Origin of the sequence: Lawsonibacter hominis (assembly GCF_014287895.1) — a bacterium.
In the GTDB taxonomy this organism is placed as follows: domain Bacteria; phylum Bacillota; class Clostridia; order Oscillospirales; family Oscillospiraceae; genus Lawsonibacter_A; species Lawsonibacter_A hominis.
Genome location: NZ_JACOPP010000022.1, coordinates 23,117 through 41,426, shown reverse-complemented (window position 1 = coordinate 41,426; position 18,310 = coordinate 23,117). Strand labels below are relative to the sequence as shown.

General features: G+C 57.3%; 15 protein-coding genes and 1 pseudogene. 12 read left to right on the top strand and 4 right to left on the bottom strand.

Annotated elements, in window-relative coordinates:
- A complete protein-coding gene (locus H8S57_RS13215; protein ID WP_186908498.1) occupies positions 1-411 on the top strand; it encodes a peptide deformylase in 411 nt (136 codons plus the stop codon).
- A complete protein-coding gene (locus H8S57_RS13210) occupies positions 408-1,115 on the top strand; it encodes a nitroreductase family protein (protein WP_186908497.1) in 708 nt (235 codons plus the stop codon). Before H8S57_RS13215 ends, H8S57_RS13210 begins: the two co-directional genes overlap by 4 nt.
- 136 nt (positions 1,116-1,251) lie before the next feature.
- Here the strand turns inward: H8S57_RS13210 and H8S57_RS13205 are convergent, their stop codons facing one another.
- The 3 genes and pseudogenes from H8S57_RS13205 to H8S57_RS13195 all read right to left on the bottom strand — a co-directional run bounded on the left by H8S57_RS13205 (position 1,252) and on the right by H8S57_RS13195 (position 4,794).
- Positions 1,252-2,832: a sensor domain-containing diguanylate cyclase gene (locus H8S57_RS13205; protein WP_186908496.1), complete on the bottom strand. Its 1,581-nt coding sequence runs from the start codon at positions 2,830-2,832 to the stop codon at positions 1,252-1,254.
- Positions 2,833-3,429: 597 nt separating this feature from the next.
- A pseudogene (locus tag H8S57_RS13200) lies at positions 3,430-4,051 on the bottom strand (CatB-related O-acetyltransferase).
- Positions 4,052-4,443: 392 nt separating this feature from the next.
- A complete protein-coding gene (locus H8S57_RS13195) occupies positions 4,444-4,794 on the bottom strand; it encodes a hypothetical protein (RefSeq protein WP_353845876.1) in 351 nt (116 codons plus the stop codon).
- 18 nt (positions 4,795-4,812) lie between these two features.
- Here H8S57_RS13195 and H8S57_RS13190 point away from each other — a divergent pair, with 18 nt between their 5' ends.
- The 5 genes from H8S57_RS13190 (at position 4,813) to H8S57_RS13170 (ending at position 13,994) form a co-directional block, all read left to right on the top strand.
- On the top strand, positions 4,813-5,655 hold the full coding sequence (locus tag H8S57_RS13190; protein ID WP_186908495.1) for a tyrosine-type recombinase/integrase: 843 nt from the start codon (positions 4,813-4,815) through the stop codon (positions 5,653-5,655).
- A 503-nt stretch (positions 5,656-6,158) separates the two neighbouring features.
- Entirely contained in the window at positions 6,159-6,491 is a 333-nt protein-coding gene (locus tag H8S57_RS13185; protein WP_243204824.1) for a hypothetical protein, read from the top strand.
- Positions 6,492-6,504: 13 nt separating this feature from the next.
- Positions 6,505-11,373 carry an S-layer homology domain-containing protein gene (locus H8S57_RS13180; RefSeq protein ID WP_186908494.1) on the top strand — a complete coding sequence of 1,623 codons (4,869 nt, stop codon included), beginning with the start codon at positions 6,505-6,507 and terminating at the stop codon, positions 11,371-11,373.
- A 781-nt stretch (positions 11,374-12,154) separates the two neighbouring features.
- Positions 12,155-13,042, top strand: a complete 888-nt coding sequence (locus H8S57_RS13175; protein WP_287880547.1) for an AraC family transcriptional regulator — start codon at positions 12,155-12,157, stop codon at positions 13,040-13,042.
- 76 nt (positions 13,043-13,118) lie between these two features.
- Positions 13,119-13,994 carry an effector binding domain-containing protein gene (locus H8S57_RS13170; RefSeq protein WP_186908493.1) on the top strand — a complete coding sequence of 292 codons (876 nt, stop codon included), beginning with the start codon at positions 13,119-13,121 and terminating at the stop codon, positions 13,992-13,994.
- Positions 13,995-14,041: 47 nt separating this feature from the next.
- On the opposite strand, the gene H8S57_RS13165 is transcribed toward H8S57_RS13170, so the two are convergent.
- On the bottom strand, positions 14,042-14,665 hold the full coding sequence (locus H8S57_RS13165; RefSeq protein WP_186908492.1) for a GNAT family N-acetyltransferase: 624 nt from the start codon (positions 14,663-14,665) through the stop codon (positions 14,042-14,044).
- A 479-nt stretch (positions 14,666-15,144) separates the two neighbouring features.
- Here H8S57_RS13165 and H8S57_RS13160 point away from each other — a divergent pair, with 479 nt between their 5' ends.
- The 5 genes from H8S57_RS13160 to H8S57_RS13140 all read left to right on the top strand — a co-directional run bounded on the left by H8S57_RS13160 (position 15,145) and on the right by H8S57_RS13140 (position 18,302).
- Positions 15,145-15,582 carry a SufBD protein gene (locus H8S57_RS13160; RefSeq protein ID WP_186908491.1) on the top strand — a complete coding sequence of 146 codons (438 nt, stop codon included), beginning with the start codon at positions 15,145-15,147 and terminating at the stop codon, positions 15,580-15,582.
- Positions 15,579-16,112, top strand: a complete 534-nt coding sequence (locus H8S57_RS13155) for a CDP-alcohol phosphatidyltransferase family protein (protein WP_186908490.1) — start codon at positions 15,579-15,581, stop codon at positions 16,110-16,112. The genes H8S57_RS13160 and H8S57_RS13155 overlap by 4 nt, the downstream gene beginning before the upstream one ends.
- 132 nt (positions 16,113-16,244) lie before the next feature.
- The gene (locus H8S57_RS13150; RefSeq protein ID WP_369807628.1) at positions 16,245-16,508 is read left to right on the top strand and encodes an MmcQ/YjbR family DNA-binding protein; all 264 of its coding nucleotides are present in this window, start codon (positions 16,245-16,247) and stop codon (positions 16,506-16,508) included.
- Between the two features lie 144 nt (positions 16,509-16,652).
- On the top strand, positions 16,653-17,279 hold the full coding sequence (locus H8S57_RS13145; protein ID WP_186908489.1) for a CatA-like O-acetyltransferase, family 2: 627 nt from the start codon (positions 16,653-16,655) through the stop codon (positions 17,277-17,279).
- A 276-nt stretch (positions 17,280-17,555) separates the two neighbouring features.
- A complete protein-coding gene (locus tag H8S57_RS13140; protein WP_186908488.1) occupies positions 17,556-18,302 on the top strand; it encodes a GNAT family N-acetyltransferase in 747 nt (248 codons plus the stop codon).
- Positions 18,303-18,310 lie beyond the last annotated feature (8 nt).

Below are 18,310 nucleotides of genomic sequence, written 5' to 3'. Positions count from 1 at the left end.
ATGATTCGGGAAATTTGCAAGGACGAAGCGTTTCTCGCCCAGAAGGCCAAGCCGGCTACGGCGGACGACCTCTGCGTGGCGCAGGATTTACTGGAAACGCTGGAAGCTCACAAGGATGGCTGCGTGGGCATGGCGGCCAACATGATCGGCGCGAACAAGCGCATCATCGCCTTCGACAACGGGGGCACTCACATGGTCCTGTTCAACCCGGAGATCGTCAAATGCTCCGGGCCTTATCAGGCGGAGGAGGGCTGCCTGTCCCTCACCGGTGCCCGGACGGTGAAACGGTTCCGGTCCATCAAGGTGCGGTACCAGAACGAGGCGTTCCAGGTGCGCTTCAAGACCTTCACCGGCTGGACGGCGGAGATCATCCAGCACGAGATCGACCACTGCGAGGGGATCATTATATGAGAGCGGCCATCCGCAATCGCATCTCCAGGCGGAGCTATCTGCAAACGCCCATCGCGGCGGAGCTGCAGGAGGACATCCGCGCAGGGGTCGACGGACTGAACCGGGAATCCGGGCTGGCCTTCGCCTTTGCGGAGGACGCCGGGAAGGCGTTCACCTCCATGCGAAAGAGCTACGGAATGTTCTCCGGCGTGCGCTCCGTCATCGTTCTGAAGGGGGCGGCGGACCTGCCTGACCTAGCCGAAAAGCTCGGCTATTACGGCGAGCAGCTGATGCTGGATTTGACGGACATGGGCCTTGGCACCTGCTGGGTCGGCGGCACCTTTGACCGGGGGCAGTTCGCAATCCCCAATGGGGAAACCATGCTGTGCGTGATAACGGTGGGCCATGTGGCAGAGCAGTCCACGAAGGAGAAGCTGATTCGACATGCCCTCAGCCGCAAACGAAAGCCGGTATCCCAGCGGCTGCGGGGCTATGAAACCGCGCCCGCGTGGGTCCTGGCGGCCATGGAGGCCGTGCGTCTGGCTCCCAGCGCGGTGAACCGCCAGAAACCGGTCTTTACCTATGATGGCGGCACGGTCACGGCGGCGGTGGACGCCAGCCGGGCGATGGACTGGATCGACCTGGGCATCGCCAAGCTGCACTTCGCCGAGGCGGCGGGCGGCCGCTTCACGTTTGGGCAGGACGGAAGATTTTTGAAGGAGTAGCGCTATGTTTCCCGATCGACATAGCCGGGGGCGTTTTGCAAAAGGCGGCGGCTGTATACAGCCGCCGCCTTGGAATGTCCGGACCTTTTACCTCATATTTGTTGGCATCTATAATTTTATTTGCTTTGTATATAGTCTATTGGGGGCTAAGCTCTACCGAGCCAACAGACGCATCCTCAAGCCTCATTTCCTCTGAATATACATAATATCTATTTTTCCCGTTATTTTTCGAAACGTACAGGGCTGTGTCTGCGTGACGGTAAAGCGTATCAAAATCCGTTTCACCATTCTTGGCGATGGCAATCCCAGCACTGCAGGTCAAGTAAACAGACCTATCTTTTTCGATCACCAGTTCGGTCACATGCGATAAGAAGTCTGCAATCCTATCCATGAGCCCCGAAGGATTGGAGACATCTTTTATGAAAACAACAAATTCGTCTCCGCCAAAACGGCTTAATACATCTGTTTGCCGAAACCTCTTTCTTATTGTTTCGGCAACACTGAGAATAGCTTTGTCTCCAACAGTATGGCCAAAACGGTCGTTAATGGATTTAAAGCTATCGATATCTATCAAAACCAATGCCCCTGTTTTGCCGTCCTTCCTGTTGATGCAAGTTTTGATTTGTTCTTGCGCAGCTGATTTATTCAATAGCCTTGTAGTTCCGTCATGAGTCGATTCATATTTCAGCTGTTCATTTATCGTTTCCAGCTTTTTGAGCTGCCGGATTTCTTTATATTGTTCGCTAATATCTGTACACATACAGTAGCACATGATATGCCCGTTATCCTGGTTTTTATAAAAGATAACATTCATGCGGACATACATATCGGTAGAGCCAATATAAATGTCATACGGAGCAGAACCTATTCCTTCATAAAATATGTTTATTGCCTCTTTGTGTTGAAAGCAGCGGGCGGCATTTGGAGTAATCATCTCAACCTGATTGTTCTCGATGAAAGCACGCCCCTCTTCATCATAGGGGGCAGGAACACTGAACCCCAGGGCTGCAAGAAGGCTGCTTCCATCCGGCGCAAGAATATCTTCAATGATCAGCCCATCTGTCAAGTCGGAATGCACCGTAAACAACGCATTATTCCCCATGACATCAAAAAATGCTTTTCTTTCGGTAGAAAGTTGATTCTTTAGGTCCCTGCTCCTTTCTTGCAACGAAGAGGCAAGCCCTCTCAACTCGGCATATTTTGCTCCTGATATCACGTAAAAAATAATCTTTGCCATAACCCGAAGAATTTCTATTTGCTCGCTTGACAGCTCTTTCGGTGCGTCGCAAAAATCAAGTCCAATAAATCCCACAAAATCCCCATATTCAAATAACGCAACAAGAATTACCGCTTTTATATTCTGGTTCAAAAGAAGCTCTTTTAGCGGACCGTCCTCCATTTTTGAAAGGTCCGATCGGTACCAGACGCTGTTTTCTTCAAATAATTCAGATATAGGGCAATCTAAAACATCTTTGTAGCTCACATGTTTAAAATTATCTTCCTGTGGAGCAACCTGCGCAGCACACCATTCATAGGTGTTCTTGCCGCCCAGATTATCGATGCCGTCCTCAAAAATGTATGCACGGCCAGCGCTGAAATGCTCGCCCAGCATTCCAAGAACAGTATGAATGGCAGACGCAGCATCGCTCTGCCCAAAAATCACATCAAGGGCGTTTTCGATGATCGCACTTTCGTATATTGTTCTTTTTTTCTTCATTTCCTATCGTCCATCTTGTATAAAGTTTATTCACCAATGGTGTAATGCAGTTTGTTTGAACACTTCCGTTTTCCGCCTGCTCATCTGCAGTATCTCTCATGCTCAGCCCGGTCAATTCTACTTTGCTTCTATATCTTTCAAAATGATTATACTAAACTTAATTGTCCTATTCAACAATTAATAATTGCAAATGGCCGCTTCAAAACAAAATTAATCCGTTGCCAAAGTCGGTCTTGCGTGACACAGCGACGCGCAGGCGCACGAAATTAAGGCATTACCGCATGATTCAACGCGTGCGGATTGGCGCGAAAATTTGTGCCGCAAAAAGGCGTAAAACCGCAGGAATACTTTGTGTATTGCAAGGTTTTGCAACGCATTTGTGGGGCAAATTGGCCGCCAGGACGTGCGTGGGGAATTGTCCGGTGATGCCTAAAATTTATGTGCTGCCCTATTTCCCATTCGCCGCCGGATTGACCCTGTTAGCCGGGCGGGCTTTTGGACCGATTAAGCAATTGAACGCAACGCAATGCCGCAGAGCCAAATACGACGGTTTGTCGTGTTTGGCTCTGCGGCGTTTCATCTGGCTCTTTTCAATATTTACCGGATCTGGTCAATGCGTCCCGACTGGATCGCACTCAGGTTGGCGGCGATCCTTTCCTCCGGCCAATCCCCACCGCAGCGCAAGCAAGGTAGAAGCGACTGCGTCGGAAAACCGCTTTTGGATCGGCTTGGCCGGGACGCCGCCCACGATGGTATAGGGCGCAACATCGTTTGTCACGACAGCCCGGGCGCCGATAATGGCCCCATCTCCGATGGTCACGCCCGCCAGAACGACCGCCTCAAATCCAATCCAGACATCGCTGCCGACGACAATATCTCCTTTGTTGTCCCATGCGTCGTCCACACGCTCCCGGCTGAGCCCCCACTCCTCAAAGAAGATGGGAAAGGAGTATGTAGAGAGCGAGGTCCGGCTGCGGTTGGCGCTGTTAAAGAGGAATTTGGTTCCGCAGGCAATGGAGCAGAATTTACCAATCACAAGCCGGTCATGGTTGATGGGATAGTGGTACAAGACATTGTTCTTTTCAAATTCCGCAGGGTCATTTACGAAGTCGTTGTACATGGTATAATCGCCCACGGTGATGCCGGGATCAGTAACGACCTGTTTCAGATAGACCGTCTGGCGATCCCCCGTCCGGGGATAAATTTTCGATTCTTTCATCGTCCGTTTTCCTCCCTGGCTGGACGGTTTCCCGTCCGAATCAGAGACAGGCCTGTATCCGCCGCTGTTTCCTGTCCGCGCGCCGGGCAGCAGAGCGGGTGTGGCCGTACGCGCTGTTTTGGCAGACCGGGCCGCCAAACGCTTTCGGGGAGGCTCCCCAAACACGGCGCTCTCTCCCGGATACCGCCGCGCTCTTGAACGGTACGCTTATTGCGCCAGCCGTATTCCAGTCGTTCAAGACGGAACCCGGCGGCTTGAACCATAATGTTTCAAACCGCCCCGGCATCCCAAACGCAAGATCGTTGTAACGCAGCGGTCTTTTATTTGGGGTGCTCTTTCCATATGATTACCGCTATTAGGAAAACAGGCTGTCGCGGTGGGGTAGAACCTGCTCAAACAACCTGTGCGTGGGGTTCGGCGTTGAGTTCGATGTACTCGACGATTTTACGAAGCTCGTCGGCAAACTTGAAGCGGACGCTGATATTACCGTTTTCGTAAACCTTGATGTGGTCTAGCAGCTCCACCAGAATGTCACGGGTCAGACATTCGATGTTCTGGTACTTCATAACGGCCGCCAGCGCCGGGTGTTCATTGTCCACGCCGCTTGCCAGTTCAGCCCGCTCCGCCGTCAGCTTTTCCAGTACAGCGGTCAGCGTGGTTGTTTGGCGGTCATATCCCCATACGCAGCCAGTACCTCTATCCGTATAGTCCCCCTTGAATCCGGTAAAATACAGGTACCACAACGATCGGAGGCTTTTTGAATGGATATAAACAGACTGACCCCAGAGACCATTGCGGCCTATGCCCTGTATCTGCGCTCGGAGGAACACGCGCCCGGCACCATCGAAAAATATTTGCGGGACGTGCGGTCCTTTGCCGCATGGCTGGAGGAGCGGACCGTGACAAAAGACCTTGCGGCTGCCTGGAAGGAGCATCTGGTTTCCACCAACCATGCTCCCGCCACGGTCAATTCCATGCTGGCCGCAATCAACAGCCTGTTTCGCTTCCAGGGCCGGGACTTCCGGGTAAAGTTCCTGAAGGTGCAGCGCAGGATGTTCCGGGATTCCACCCGGGAACTGACCCGGCCTGAGTATGACCTGCTCGTAGATACGGCCAGGGCCAGCGGCAAAGAGCGCCTTGCCCTGCTGATGGAGGCGATCTGCGGTACCGGCGTCCGGGTCAGCGAGGTAAAGTATCTTACCGTGGAGGCCGCCCAGCGGGGCCGGGCGGAAATCACGCTGAAAGGTAAAATCCGGGTAATTCTGCTGCCCAATAAGCTGTGCCGGAAGCTGTTGAAGTACGCCCGAAAAGAAAAAATCGCTTCTGGTGAGCTCTTTGTCACCCGAAGCGGAAAAAGTTTGTCGAGACGGCAGATCTGGGCGGAAATGAAACGGCTGTGTAAGGCGGCCGGTGTGGCCCCGGAGAAGGTCTTTCCGCACAACCTGCGGCACCTATTCGCAACGACGTATTACCGGGCCTACAAGGATATTGCCAAGTTGGCGGATGTGCTGGGCCACTCCAGCATCGAAACCACGCGCGTCTATCTCCTGACTACCGGGGCCGAGCAAGTGAAGCAGCTCGACCGTCTGGGGTTGGTCTCATAGGCAAATTCAACATTTCGCCGCAAAAGCCGCAGACATCCCGCTGTTTTCGGCTACATATCGTACACAAATTATACCATCCTGATCCTTGAAATGCAAGGCAGTTTCAGGCTTTTGCGTGCAAAAATCCAGGCCGCACGGTTCCATTTTCTGCGGCCTTACTTTTTCACGTCCGTTTCCCCTTTGAATGGGGGAACAGACGTTTTATTTTTGCCTCGTTTCTCCGCTTATCCCCAAATCCGCCCCATGAGAAAGGACCAAATGTTGATTTGGTTGATAAGGGAGGGCGAGCAGGTGGCAGGAGTAAGGACGGTAAAGACGATTGTGCCGAGCCATCGGCCCAGAGCGCGGCCCGTGGAGGAGCTGACATTGACTTTGCGTGGGGTGCGGACATACAGCCCGGTCCGCTCTTTGTGACGGGGGAAAGCCCCGGCGCCTGCGCAAATGGATCCTGGAGACTCAGGCAGGTATCCGGGCCGGTATGGACTTGCCGGCGGGGCAAGCCCTTGGCCGGATGTAGAGACAGAACCGCTCACCATCGGCTGGCAGCGGGAGGAGGCGAGACTCTGAAGGTAACGATTTCCCTGTTGGACGCCCTGGCGGTCAGGATTGGATGCGAGTATCTTTCCGACCTGCGGTTTCTGGACGGCATCCAGCAGGTGCGGCTGGTACGGGCCCTGAAAAAGATCGGCCCGGAGGAAGCAAGTCTGGCGGAGTGGAACGATGCGCTGCAATACCTGATCAATGAACCGCCCCGGCAGACGCCGGAGGATGCAAAAGCGCGTCTGATCGATTCGTTATCCCAGCCCCGGAGCGCGGGGCAAAAAATACGCAAATGAAGGAGCGAAAAACATGAAACGATTCCTGTCAAGCCTGCTTGTGCTTTGCATGGCAATGACCTTTTTGCCTGCATCTGCAGCAGCGGCCAGCGTCTCCCCCTTCGGGGATGTCCAGTCAACAGACTGGTATTATGATGAAGTGCAGTATGTCTATGAAAACGGGCTGATGAGCGGCACCAGCGCCACGACCTTCAGCCCGGACACCACGACCACCCGCGGCATGATCGTGACCATCCTCCACCGGCTGGAGGGCACCCCCGCCGTATCCACATCGGGTACCTTTGCGGATGTGACGGCAGGCCGGTATTATACCGACGCCGTGGAATGGGCCTCAGCAAACGGCATTGTAGGCGGCTATGGGAACGGCAGGTTCGGCCCCAACGACCCCATCACCCGGGAGCAGATGGCGGCCATTCTGTACCGCTACGCCGCGTATAAGGAGTATGATGTGAGCGGAGCCGCCGACCTGTCCGGCTATTCGGACGCATCCAGCATCAGCAGCTATGCCCGTGTCGCCATGCAGTGGGCCAATCATTCCGGCCTGGTGAACGGCACCAGTGACACTACCCTTTCTCCACAAGGCAGCGCCACCCGCGCACAGGCCGCAGTGATCCTGTATCGTTTCTGCGAAGAGATCCTGGGCGGTATTGAGACGGAAGGTGAGTTCACTGTTACCTTCGAGTATAACTATGGCAGCAAGGGTACTTACGAGACTGTGAAGGTCGATGCTGGCGAGACTGTTGAGAAGCCTAAGAATCCGACCCGCAGCGGCTATGACTTTGACGGCTGGTACACCAAAACGACCGGCGGCACGAAGTTTGATTTTGATGATGCGATTATCGCGGACCTGACTCTGTACGCCCATTGGTCCGGCAACAGCGGCGGCGGTTCCTCCGGCGGCTCCAGCCACAGGCACAGTTATATCGGGACGGTAACCACCCAGCCCACCTGTACCACAGAGGGCGTGAAAACGTATACCTGCTCCTGCGGCGACAGTTACACAGAGGCCATTCCGGCCACCGGACATAGTTATGCGGAGACTGTGCTGAAGGCCGCCACCTGCCAGGAGGCAGGCGAGAAGTATGAGGTCTGCTCGGCCTGCGGAGCGGTTCAGAACAGCGTCGAGATCCCTGCATTGGGCCACAAATGGGACGAGGGCAAACTAACCCAAGCGGCTACCTGTTCCAGCACCGGCATCATGACATATACCTGCGATAACTGCGGCGGCACCTATACCCAAGAAATCGAACGGGCAGACCACACCTGGGGCGCATGGGAAACCTCTGCGGCTTCCTGCGTCACGGACGAGCAGACCCGTACCTGCGCTGTCTGCGGCTCCATCGAGCGCAGGAGCGAATCCGGCACCGGCAGCCATAACTGGAACGATTGGTCACATGATGAAAGTGCAAACACCCACAGCCGCACCTGCCAGACAACAGGGTGCACCGCAGCGGAAACGGCGATCTGTACTTTTGACGACTGGACACCCGATCCCGACGACAGCAGCAAGCATGTCCACAACTGCCAGATCTGCCGCTATTCCGAGTCTGTCGGCCACATTTGGGGCGAGATGGTGCTGGACACCGAAACCTATGTGGGGACCTATACCTGCGCCGCCTGCGGCGCAAAAAAAGCCGAGACCTATGTGGCCAGCGTGGGCGCGGTCTATTACACCGATCTATCCAGTGCCATTGCCGCCGCCGAGGACGGCGACGCCGTGGTCCTGCTGGCAGATGCAGAGAATGTGGATCTGACCATTTCCAAGGCCATCATCCTCAATACCAACGGCAGGACCCTGACCGGCACGCTGGCGTATGCTGCGGTGGAGAACGTCAAGCTGACCTCCGTGGGCGATGGCCTGACGGTCAAGATCGGCGACAAGACGGCGGCCTTTGAGGCGGATACCGCAGGCGGCCTGATGGTGGTAAAGAGCGCCGCCGACGAAAGCGGTAATCTGGACATCTATACCCTGGAGGGACTCCAGGACTTTGCAAATGCGGTCGATAAAGGGACCACCTATAAAAACCTGACCGTGACGCTGATGGATCATATTGACCTGAGCGACGTGGAAAACTGGAATCCCATCGGTGACGGAAGCCATTCCTTCCAGGGTGTTTTCGACGGCAATGAAAAGACCATCTCCAACCTGACCATTGACCGGGCGAGTGAAACTAATGTTGGACTGTTCGGTTTTACGACAGACGGCGAGGTCAAAGATCTGACCATCAGCAACGCAAGCGTGAAGGGCTACTTGAATGTCGGTGTCGTGGCCGGCACTCCCTACACCTCTAAATACACCAACCTCACGCTGACCGGCTCGATCCAGGTGGAGGGTTATGCCTATGTAGGCGGTATGCTGGGCAAAAACGCTTATGCCCCCTTGACCGACCTGACCATCAACGCCAGCCAGGGCAGCTATGTCAAGGCGGATTCCGAATACTACCGCACCTATGTGGGCGGCGTGGCCGGCTTCATGGGCGAGGGCGGCGTCGCCGTAAAGAATGTGACCTCCAACATCGACGTCTACGGGACCACCAGCGATGTGGGCGGAATCGTCGGCATCGCCCATTATAATAACAGCTTTGAAAATTGCGCCTGCTCCGGCAACGTTTATCTGACCGGGCCCGGCAACACAGATCATTCCTCTTCTTCCGATGCTTATGAGATCGGCGGAATCGCTGGTGTGTGGCACAACCAGAACAACACCAACGTTACCCTGGCCAACTGCTCTTATACCGGTACCTTGAGCAGCTATGATGTTGTGACGAAAACAAATGTGACCGACTTTTACTATAACGGCCTGGTCGGCGCTGCGTACAGCACGGCAGGCACCGGCAAGCTCATTGTGGACGGCAAGGACTGGACGGAGAACGGCATCGTCTACGACGAGGCGGCCTCCGCTTATGGGATTTACAGCGTGGCCGGCCTTAAAACCTTCCGGGACAACGTCAACAACGGTGCCGCCTATTCCGGTATGACCGTGACTCTGATGAGCGACATCGACCTCAATAACGAGACGTGGACGCCCATTGGCCGCAATGCGGACAGCTCAAATAAGTTCCAGGGCACCTTCGACGGCAGCGGCAAGACCATTTCCCATCTGACCGTGGAGGCAGCCGTCGAATACGGAGCCACCGGCTTCTTTGGCGCCCTGAACGGCACAGCCAGGAATTTCACTCTGGATGGTGTGACCATTGACAGCGTCTCCTACGGTGCCGCCTCTGGTTCCACCAGCAACGGGATTGCCGCCGTGGCGGGCTCCATCTATAACAGCGGCTCCATCGAGGGCGTGACCGTGAAGAACGCAACCATCCACGGCAACCGCTATGTGGGCGGTATCGCCGGGTATGTCTATGGACAGATCAAAAACTGTACTGTGGAGAACTCCACCATCAGCGCCACCCCGGACAACCTGACCGGCTCCTACGACAACGGCGACAAGGTTGGGGGCATCGCGGGCTATCTGGGAGAGGGCAGCAACACCGTCAGCGGGAACGCCGTGAAAGATGTGAACCTCTCCGCCTACCGTGATGTGGGCGGAATTGTGGGCTGCGCCCAGAACGAAACCGCCGTTTCCGGAAACATGGTTTTCCATGCCCACATTACCGCGGACCAGCAGACCAATTTCTACGGGGCAAAGGATGTCAATGCCAGCTATGAGGTCGGCAGGAACCTGGGTGCAGCGGTGAGCGGCAATGATGTGTCCGAGGCCGAAGGTTCCATGACCCTGAAACTCCCCGAAAGCTACGCCGATTCCCTGACCCTGACCGGCAGCACTACTCTGGTGGGCGCGGCCAACGGTTCCCGCATCGCCCCCTCCACCGAGGTCGAATCCGCCATTGTAATCAACGGGACGGTGATGCTGACCGTTAAGGGCAGCATCACCGCCGCCGGGGCCACTGGCGGCGACGGCATCGAGGTCCCTTCCGGCTCCAGTTTGGAGCTCACCGGCGATACGCTGACCGCCCTAGGAAATGGCGGGACCGACGGAGAAAATAACAGCGGGAAATACGGCAGCGGTATTGGCAACGCCAAGGATACGGTTGGCTCCATCTACATCCACGATATGCTCTCCCTGACCGCCGAGGGCTATGGGAACCACGCTTTCGGCATCGGCGGCAACATGACCGGCACGCTGAAAATTGAGGGCACTGCCATTGCGTATGCCAAGGGCGGCTGGGTAAAGAGCGTGTGCGATGAAGATGATACATGGCACAAAAAGTCCCCCGAGGGCGGCGCTGCCATCGGTATTGGCCTGAGTGCAACCAGCAACACCATTATCCTGAACAATACGACCGTAAAGCGGGCAGAGGGTGGCGCGAAGTCCGCGGCCATCGGCGGCCAATACTGGAGCAATCCCGTTATCGAAATAGACGGCTGCACGCTGACCAATATTCAAGGCGGCACTGACAGTGCCGGTGTGGGCGGCTCTCTCATCAATGCTAACGGCTATACGTCAACGATTACAATCAATGATTCCACGGTGGAAGCAAAAGGTGGATGCTATGGCGCCGGTATCGGCTCCGGCTATAACGGTTACACGAATGAAGCCGCAAACCATTTAACAACCATCTACATCACCGGAGACTCCAAAATCGTTGCTGTGGGCGGCACCGCCGCCGCAGGTATCGGCACCGGTCACCATGCCTATATGCTGGCAGGCGCAATTGATGCTTCCGTTAACACCACCGGCACTAAGGCCGGTGACCCTGCTGTTGTCGAGCTGCAGGGCTACTGGAATGAGGACCCCACCGCGTGGTGTACTTCCGCTATGGATATCGGCTATGGCTCCCTTGACCAGACACGTGAGGGAAAGCTGCTTGATGTGGTCTTTACCATTGGCGGCAATATGATTGAAAACCCTGTTTCCGATGCGGAGTGAATAACTAGCGACTGAGAGGCCGGGGGCTTCGGCTCCCGGCCTCTCCGACCCCTCCAACGCGTTGGAGGGGTCGGAGAGGAAGTACCAAAACAGATCCTGCCATAAAGTTGCCGGAAAAGTACGCACAGACGCCTAAACCTATGGTACAATAGAAAAAAGGCGGGGCAGCCGCAGGCATCACCAACCGGGGGTATCGCCCAACCGGCCCATCAGCAGAAGGAGCGGCGGCATGCGTCATCTCCGTTTCAACGTCTGCGCAGAGAGGAACGATGCAACGGACCATGCAAGTTTCCGCCTGTTCTGCACCGCTGGGAGCGGCGCTGTTTTCCCGGCCTGAAAGAACCGCACCTCCGCCGGCACGGCAGCGCCTATATGCTGGAACGCCCCAACGGCCGCGCACCGATGGGTCTGTTCCGCCGCCGCCGTGAGGAAGCCGGCCCCCTCCGCCACAACAATGCGGTTTCCGCCGTCTCGGCGCGTTTGAAAAAACGCCCGGACCCAGCAGAGCCTTTTGACGGAGCAAAAAACGTCGAGAAAATTCCTTTGCTCTTTGTTATAATAATGCCTGTGAACCAAAGCGCAATACGCTTTGGCCGCAGGGCGCCAGAGACGTTTGGGAGCATGCGGGCATTGTCACAATGCGTATTTCAGGTGAAACACGGATGCGTTTCCCTGAGGAGGCAGGGCCTTGGCCCCGCAGCCCTGCCCCCCGCGGTCGGGCCAAGGATTTTCGCCTGACCGCCTGCGCATCCGGATCAGCACGTCAAAGCAGGTGAAGCGCGTGAAGGAACCGATTCTGGCCGTCCAGCGGATGCAGGACTACATTGAAGCCCACCTGGCCGAGGAGATCACCCTGGCCGGCCTGTCCCGGGCGGCGCTGTTCTCCCCCTGGTACGCCCGCCGCATCTTCCGGGAGCACACCGGCTGCTCCCCTGCCGATTACATCCGCCGCCTGCGGCTTTCCAAGTCCGCCCTGCGGCTGCGGGACGAGCGCATCCGCATCATCGACGCGGCCTATGACTGCGGCTTCGAGAGCGTGGACGGCTACCAGCGGGCCTTTCTGCGGGAGTTCGGCTGCAACCCCAAGGAATATGCCATGCGCCCGGTCCCTCTCGCTCTTTTTACCGCCTACGGCGTCAAATTCCGGGAATATTTGCATAAGGAGCGATGTGAAATGAGCGGGATCAAAAACGTGTTCATCCAAGTGGTGGAGAAGCCTGAGCGTCAGGTCATCCTCAAGCGGGGCGTAAAGGCGGAGGAGTACATGGGCTACTGTGAAGAAGTAGGCTGCGACGTGTGGGGCGTGCTCACCAGCATAAAATCCCTCTGCGGCGAGCCGGTGTGCCTGTGGCTGCGCCCGCCCTACCAGACGCCCGGCACCTCCTCCTACGTGCAGGGCGTGGAAGTGGCGCAGGATTACGACGGCCCCGTCCCCGAAGGCTTCGACGTCATCCGGCTGCCCGCCGCGTCCTATCTGATGTTCCAGGGAGAGCCCTTTGCGGAGGAGGACTTCTGCGAGGCGATCCAGGCGGTGCAGGAGGCCATGGACCGCTACGACCCGGGCCTCATCGGTTACCGCTGGGACGACGAAAATCCCCGTATCCAGCTGGAGCCCCGGGGCGGCAGAGGGTACATCGAACTGCGGGCGGTGAAACGTTCCGAGGCCTGACAACACAAAGCACAGAATGTCAGGCTTTTGCTGCCGAAATCTGCGATAATCCATTCAGACGGAGGAGGGATCTGCCATGGACTGGATCACCGGGATTCAGCGGGCGCTGGACTACACCGAAGCCCACTTGACGGAAGCGATCGACTATGAGCAGGCGGCAAAGCAGGCCTGCTCCTCAGCCTTTCATTTCCAGAGAATGTTTGGGATGCTCTGCGGCTTTACACTGGGGGACTACATCCGTATGCGGCGTCTGACGTTGGCCGCCTGCGCGCTGCAGCAGACGGACGAAAAGGTCATCGACATCGCCATGAAGTACGGCTACGACACCCCGGAGAGTTTTTCCAGAGCCTTCGCCCGGTTCCACGGCATCAGCCCCACCGACGCGCGACGGGGCGGAACGGTCAAATCCTTTTCCAGGTTGTCCGTCAAATTGATTTTAACAGGAGGCAACACGATGGATTACAGAATTGTGGCGAAGGACGCGTTTCCGGTAATCTGCAGGAAAAAACAGGTCTTCAAGCCCCAGGGCGACATGGCCACCGCCGACATTTCGGCATTCTGGAACGAATGCGGCCGGAACGGGACCATAGAGGCCATCTGCAAGTATGCCGATTTCCATCTGATCGACGGCCTGATGGGCATCTGCTTCTCGGGCGAGATGGACGATTCCGCATTCCCCTACGGGATCGGCGCGCCCTACAACGGGGCCGAGGTGAAGGACGAGGGGCTGGAGGTCATCGAGATCCCGGCGCACACCTACGCGGTTTTCACCTGCAAGGGCAAGATGCCCGATGCGTTCCAAAAGACCTATCAGCAAATCTGCACCGAGTTCTTCCCCCAGAGCAATTACGAGTACGGCAGCGGCGTGGAGCTGGAGGTCTATCCCTCGGCGGACGTCCAAAACCCGGACTATACCTGCGAGATCTGGATCGCCGTAAAAGAGAAACCGTGAGCGCCATACGGCAAGGGAGCGGCCCGAATGGGCCGCTCCCTTGTTCGCTACACCAATTGCCCCGGCAGCTTCCGCTTTTCCCTGGGCGGGAACAGGGCGTCGAACGCCTCCGCGGCCGCCTCGTCCACAAAATAGCCCTCCGGGTCACGGTATACGCCGGTGACGCCGTCCAGGAAGCCGGGCTCCAGCTCCCGGATCAGGAAGTAGGGCACCTCCGCCTCCCGCGGCTGCGCAAAATAGTGGATGCCGCAGGTCGAGGCCACCACAAAGCCGGATTTTCCGTAAAAGCCGATGTTGCCGGTAATGGCGAGGGCGCCTGCTCCCAGCTTCCGGGCCGCCTCCATGGAGCAGCGGAGCAGACGGATCCCGTAGCCCTGCCCCTTGCAGTCCGGCGCGATGCTGATGGGGCCGAAGGTCATGATGGGGATGACCCGTCCGTCGTCCCCATGGATCTCGGAGCGCAGATACATCACATGGCCGATCAGCCTGCCGTCCCGCTCCATCACGAAATCCAGCTCCGGGACAAAGGCGGGATCGTCCCGGAGGACGTGCAGGACATAATGCTCCAGACATCCGGGGCGGTACACGTTCCAAAAGGCCTCGCGCGTCAGCTGTTCCGCTTCGCGGTAGTCGTTTTTCGTTTCCAAACGGATGGTGTAATCTTGGTTCATAGGGGTTACCTCCTCAAAATTGTAGCATGGCAATGATGGGAGGTTCGTGAGATCGTGTCCGGCAAACCTCCCGGTCAGCCCACAATCTCCAAGGCGTTGTGTTTCAAACAGCAATCTCCTAACCGTTGATGTTGGCCGGACCGCGGGTCCGGACCACGAGGTGATTATAACCCTGTCGCTGCCAAAACGCAAGATTTGTCTCGGATTTGCGCACAGCCCGGTACACAAGTCTTTCCCTGCAAGGATTTGCGTGGTATACTGGCAGCAAAGGAGCGATTCCGGCGGCAACCGGCGAACTGCTGTTCTTCGGTCTCTCCTGCCGGACGGATTCGCCCCGGGCGGCTGCTGCTGCGGCGCCCTATCCCAACCGCCGGGCCCGCCCCGTCATCGTATTGGAAGCGGCGCAGCCGCCCGGGGCGCAGACGGGCTGGCTGCGGGAGGCACATGACTTCGCACGTGCGAAATAGGAGGGAGCCAGTATGGAACCATCCAACTATATCGCCCGTCTGACCAGCAGGGACGCGAAAGACGCCCGCGCCTGGGCAGACCAGATCGCGGCGGAAAGCCGGGAAAGCAGCCGCTGGGCGCCCTACCTGGCGGATTTCGCAGCGCTCCTCCGCCACAAAAATTCTCTGGTGCGCAACCGCGCCATTTCCCTTCTCGCCGCCAATGCCCGGTGGGCAAGCGCGGAGGCTTTTGAGGCTCTGATGGACGAATTTTTCCGCCACGTCACCGACGAGAAGCCCATTACCGCCCGGCAGTGCATTCAGGCGCTGCCGGAAATCGCCGCGGCCCAGCCCCGTCTGATCCCCCGCATCCGCCGGACGCTTGAGCACGCCGACCTGAGCCGCTACCGCGACAGCATGCAGCCGCTGATTTTAAAGGATATCACAGCCGTGCTGGGGCAGCTTCCATGAGAAACCGTCTGCCCAGCCTGCTCACCGCAGCACGGTTCCCGCTGGCCCTGGGGCTGCTGGCCGCCGAGGTCTCAACGCGGTTTCTGGCGCTGTACCTGCTCTGCTGCCTGACCGATGTGCTGGACGGCCTGGCCGCCAGGCGCCTGAATGCCTGCTCCGCGTTCGGCGCGCGGCTGGATTCGGCGGCGGATCTGGCGGTAACGGCGGTACTGGTATGGCGGCTTTGGCCCCTGGCCGCCCCGGATCCCTGGCTGACATTGTGGATCTGCGTCGCCGCGGCGGTCCGTCTTGCCGCGGCGCTGGCCGCCCGGCTGCGCTTCGGGCGCTTTGGCTTTCTGCACACCTGGGGAAACAAGTGTACCGGCGTTCTGCTGGCTCTGTACCCCTTTGCGCTGGTGCTGACCGGGTCCCGCTGGACGTTGGTCATCGTCCTCATCGCGGCCAGCCTCTCGTCGCTGGAGGAGTTGGTGATCGAGTGCAGGGCGGAACAGTGGGCGCCGGACCGGCGCGGTCTGTGGGAAAAAAGATAAGGAGTGGTTCCTTCATGGATCGACAGGCGGTCTTGGAATGGGTGCAGCGGCAGTGACGCTTCCGGACGATCCGTGGGCCCGTTATCCCCGCTATGCAGTGCTGCGAAGCCCCGCGGTAAATGGTATGGCGTGATGATGGACGTACCCAGGGACAAACTGGGTTTGGCCGGCACGGGGAACGCGGAGGTACTGAATGTGAAATGTGCCCCACTGCTTGTTGGTTCTCTGTGGCTGCAGGCGGGATTTCTGCCCGCGTATCACATGAACAAGAGCAGCTGGGTCAGTATCCTGCTGAACGGCACGGTTTCGAACGAGGAGATCAAAAACCTGATCGACATGAGCTATACGCTGGTTCAGGCAAAGAGGCGGCGCAAGTCACGGGATTGCGAGGATTAACGCCTGTTTCAAAAAGTGGAAACAGGCCCATCCCCGCAAGATTGGAAACGCCGGCAGGCCGTTTTTTATCGGCATGCGGGGCATGGCAAAAAAGCGGCGCCGTCCCGGACGGCTTGGCCCGTGTTGATTGACGGAGGAAACGGAATGGCAAAAGAAATCGATCCGAAACAGACAAAACGCGCTCCGGCGTTCGAGCTATGGATGAAAGCGCCCATGCCGATGGTGACGCTGTTCAAAACTCTGGATGTAACGCGCCTTGTCCGGGTAAGCCGCAAAAGCGGCTGTAAGTTCCATATGCTCATGTGCTGGTGCATCGGCAAGGCGGCCGCGCAGACGGAGGAATTTTATATTCTCCCGGTCGGGGATAAGCTCATGCAGTATGACAAGCTCGCCGTCAATACCGTCGTTACGACGCGGGATGGCGAGTTAAGCACCTGTGACATTCCCTATTCCGACCACCTGGAGCAATTCAACCTGGATTATCTCAGGCTGACCCAAGCAGTCTGCGCGACCGGGGAAGCGTATTGTCTGGGGGAAGATTGGATGGTGATCGGCACTTCTGCACTGGCCGGCTATGAAATAGACGGTATGGTCAATCTCTATGCAGGTTTTTACAACAATCCTTTTCTGCTTTGGGGGAGATATCGCAAGCGATTTTTAAGCACAACGCTTCCCGTCTCTTTTCAATTTCACCATACCCAGATGGACGGCGCTCCTGCCGCACAGTTCCTGGCGCGTCTGCAGGATGAAATGAACCGGCTGACCCTATAGCCCCATGCGCCTCTTCCCTTGGCAAATCACTCCGGATGTTCGGGGGACGGGGATCGGGAGGAGCCCGGTAGCGGGGCCGGAAAAAGGGGCCGCGGCAAGAAGCGGTTTGGGGATACGGATGGCCTTGGTGCGTTTCCGCTTTGCCGCCATCGCGGGCCGGAACGAACCGAAGCAGGTTGACCCGACCTTGGAAGCAAACGGTCCTCCTGCATTGTGTTTTGTACAGCAGAAGAACGGGGAACCCCCCCCCCCGTCTGTGGAGAGGAGAACGATCACATGTGCGCGGACTTTATCAACTTGACGCCGGAGAACCTGGCAAGTGAGCATTTGTGCTGTATCATCCGCAGCAAAAAGCCCCATCCGGGTGTGGAGGCCAAGCGGCAATGGCTTGCAGAGCGCCTGCGGGAGGGGCATGTCTTTCGAAAGCTCAACGCCAGGGCTGCGGTGTTCGTGGAATACGCACCCCTGGAGACGGCTTGGGTCCCGGTCACCGGGGACAATTACCTCTACCTGTACTGCCTGTGGGTGAACGGCGAACAAAAGGGAAAGGGCTACGGAACGGCGCTGATGGAGTATTGCCTGGCGGATGCCAGGGCGCAGGGAAAATCCGGCGTCTGCATGCTGGGAGCGGCCAAGCAAAAAGCCTGGCTCTCCGACCAGACTTTTGCGAAGAAATATGGCTTTGAGGTGGCCGATACCACGGAAAACGGCTATGCGCTGCTGGCGCTTTCCTTTGATGGGACCATGCCGAAGTTCGCCCCAAACGCAAAGCGGCAGGAAATTGAGCCCAGGGAACTGACCGTTTACTATGATTTTCAGTGTCCCTTTGTTGTTCAAAGCGTGGAGCGGCTCCAGACCTATTGTGAGGAGAACGGGGTCCCGGCATCCTTTCTTCAGGTGGATACGCTGCAAAAAGCAAAGGAGCTGCCCTGCGTATTCAATAACTGGGCGGTGTTTTATCAGGGAAAGTTCCAAACCGTCAATTTACTGGATGTCGCCGGTTTAAAGCGAATCCTTCCATGAGGCCGCGC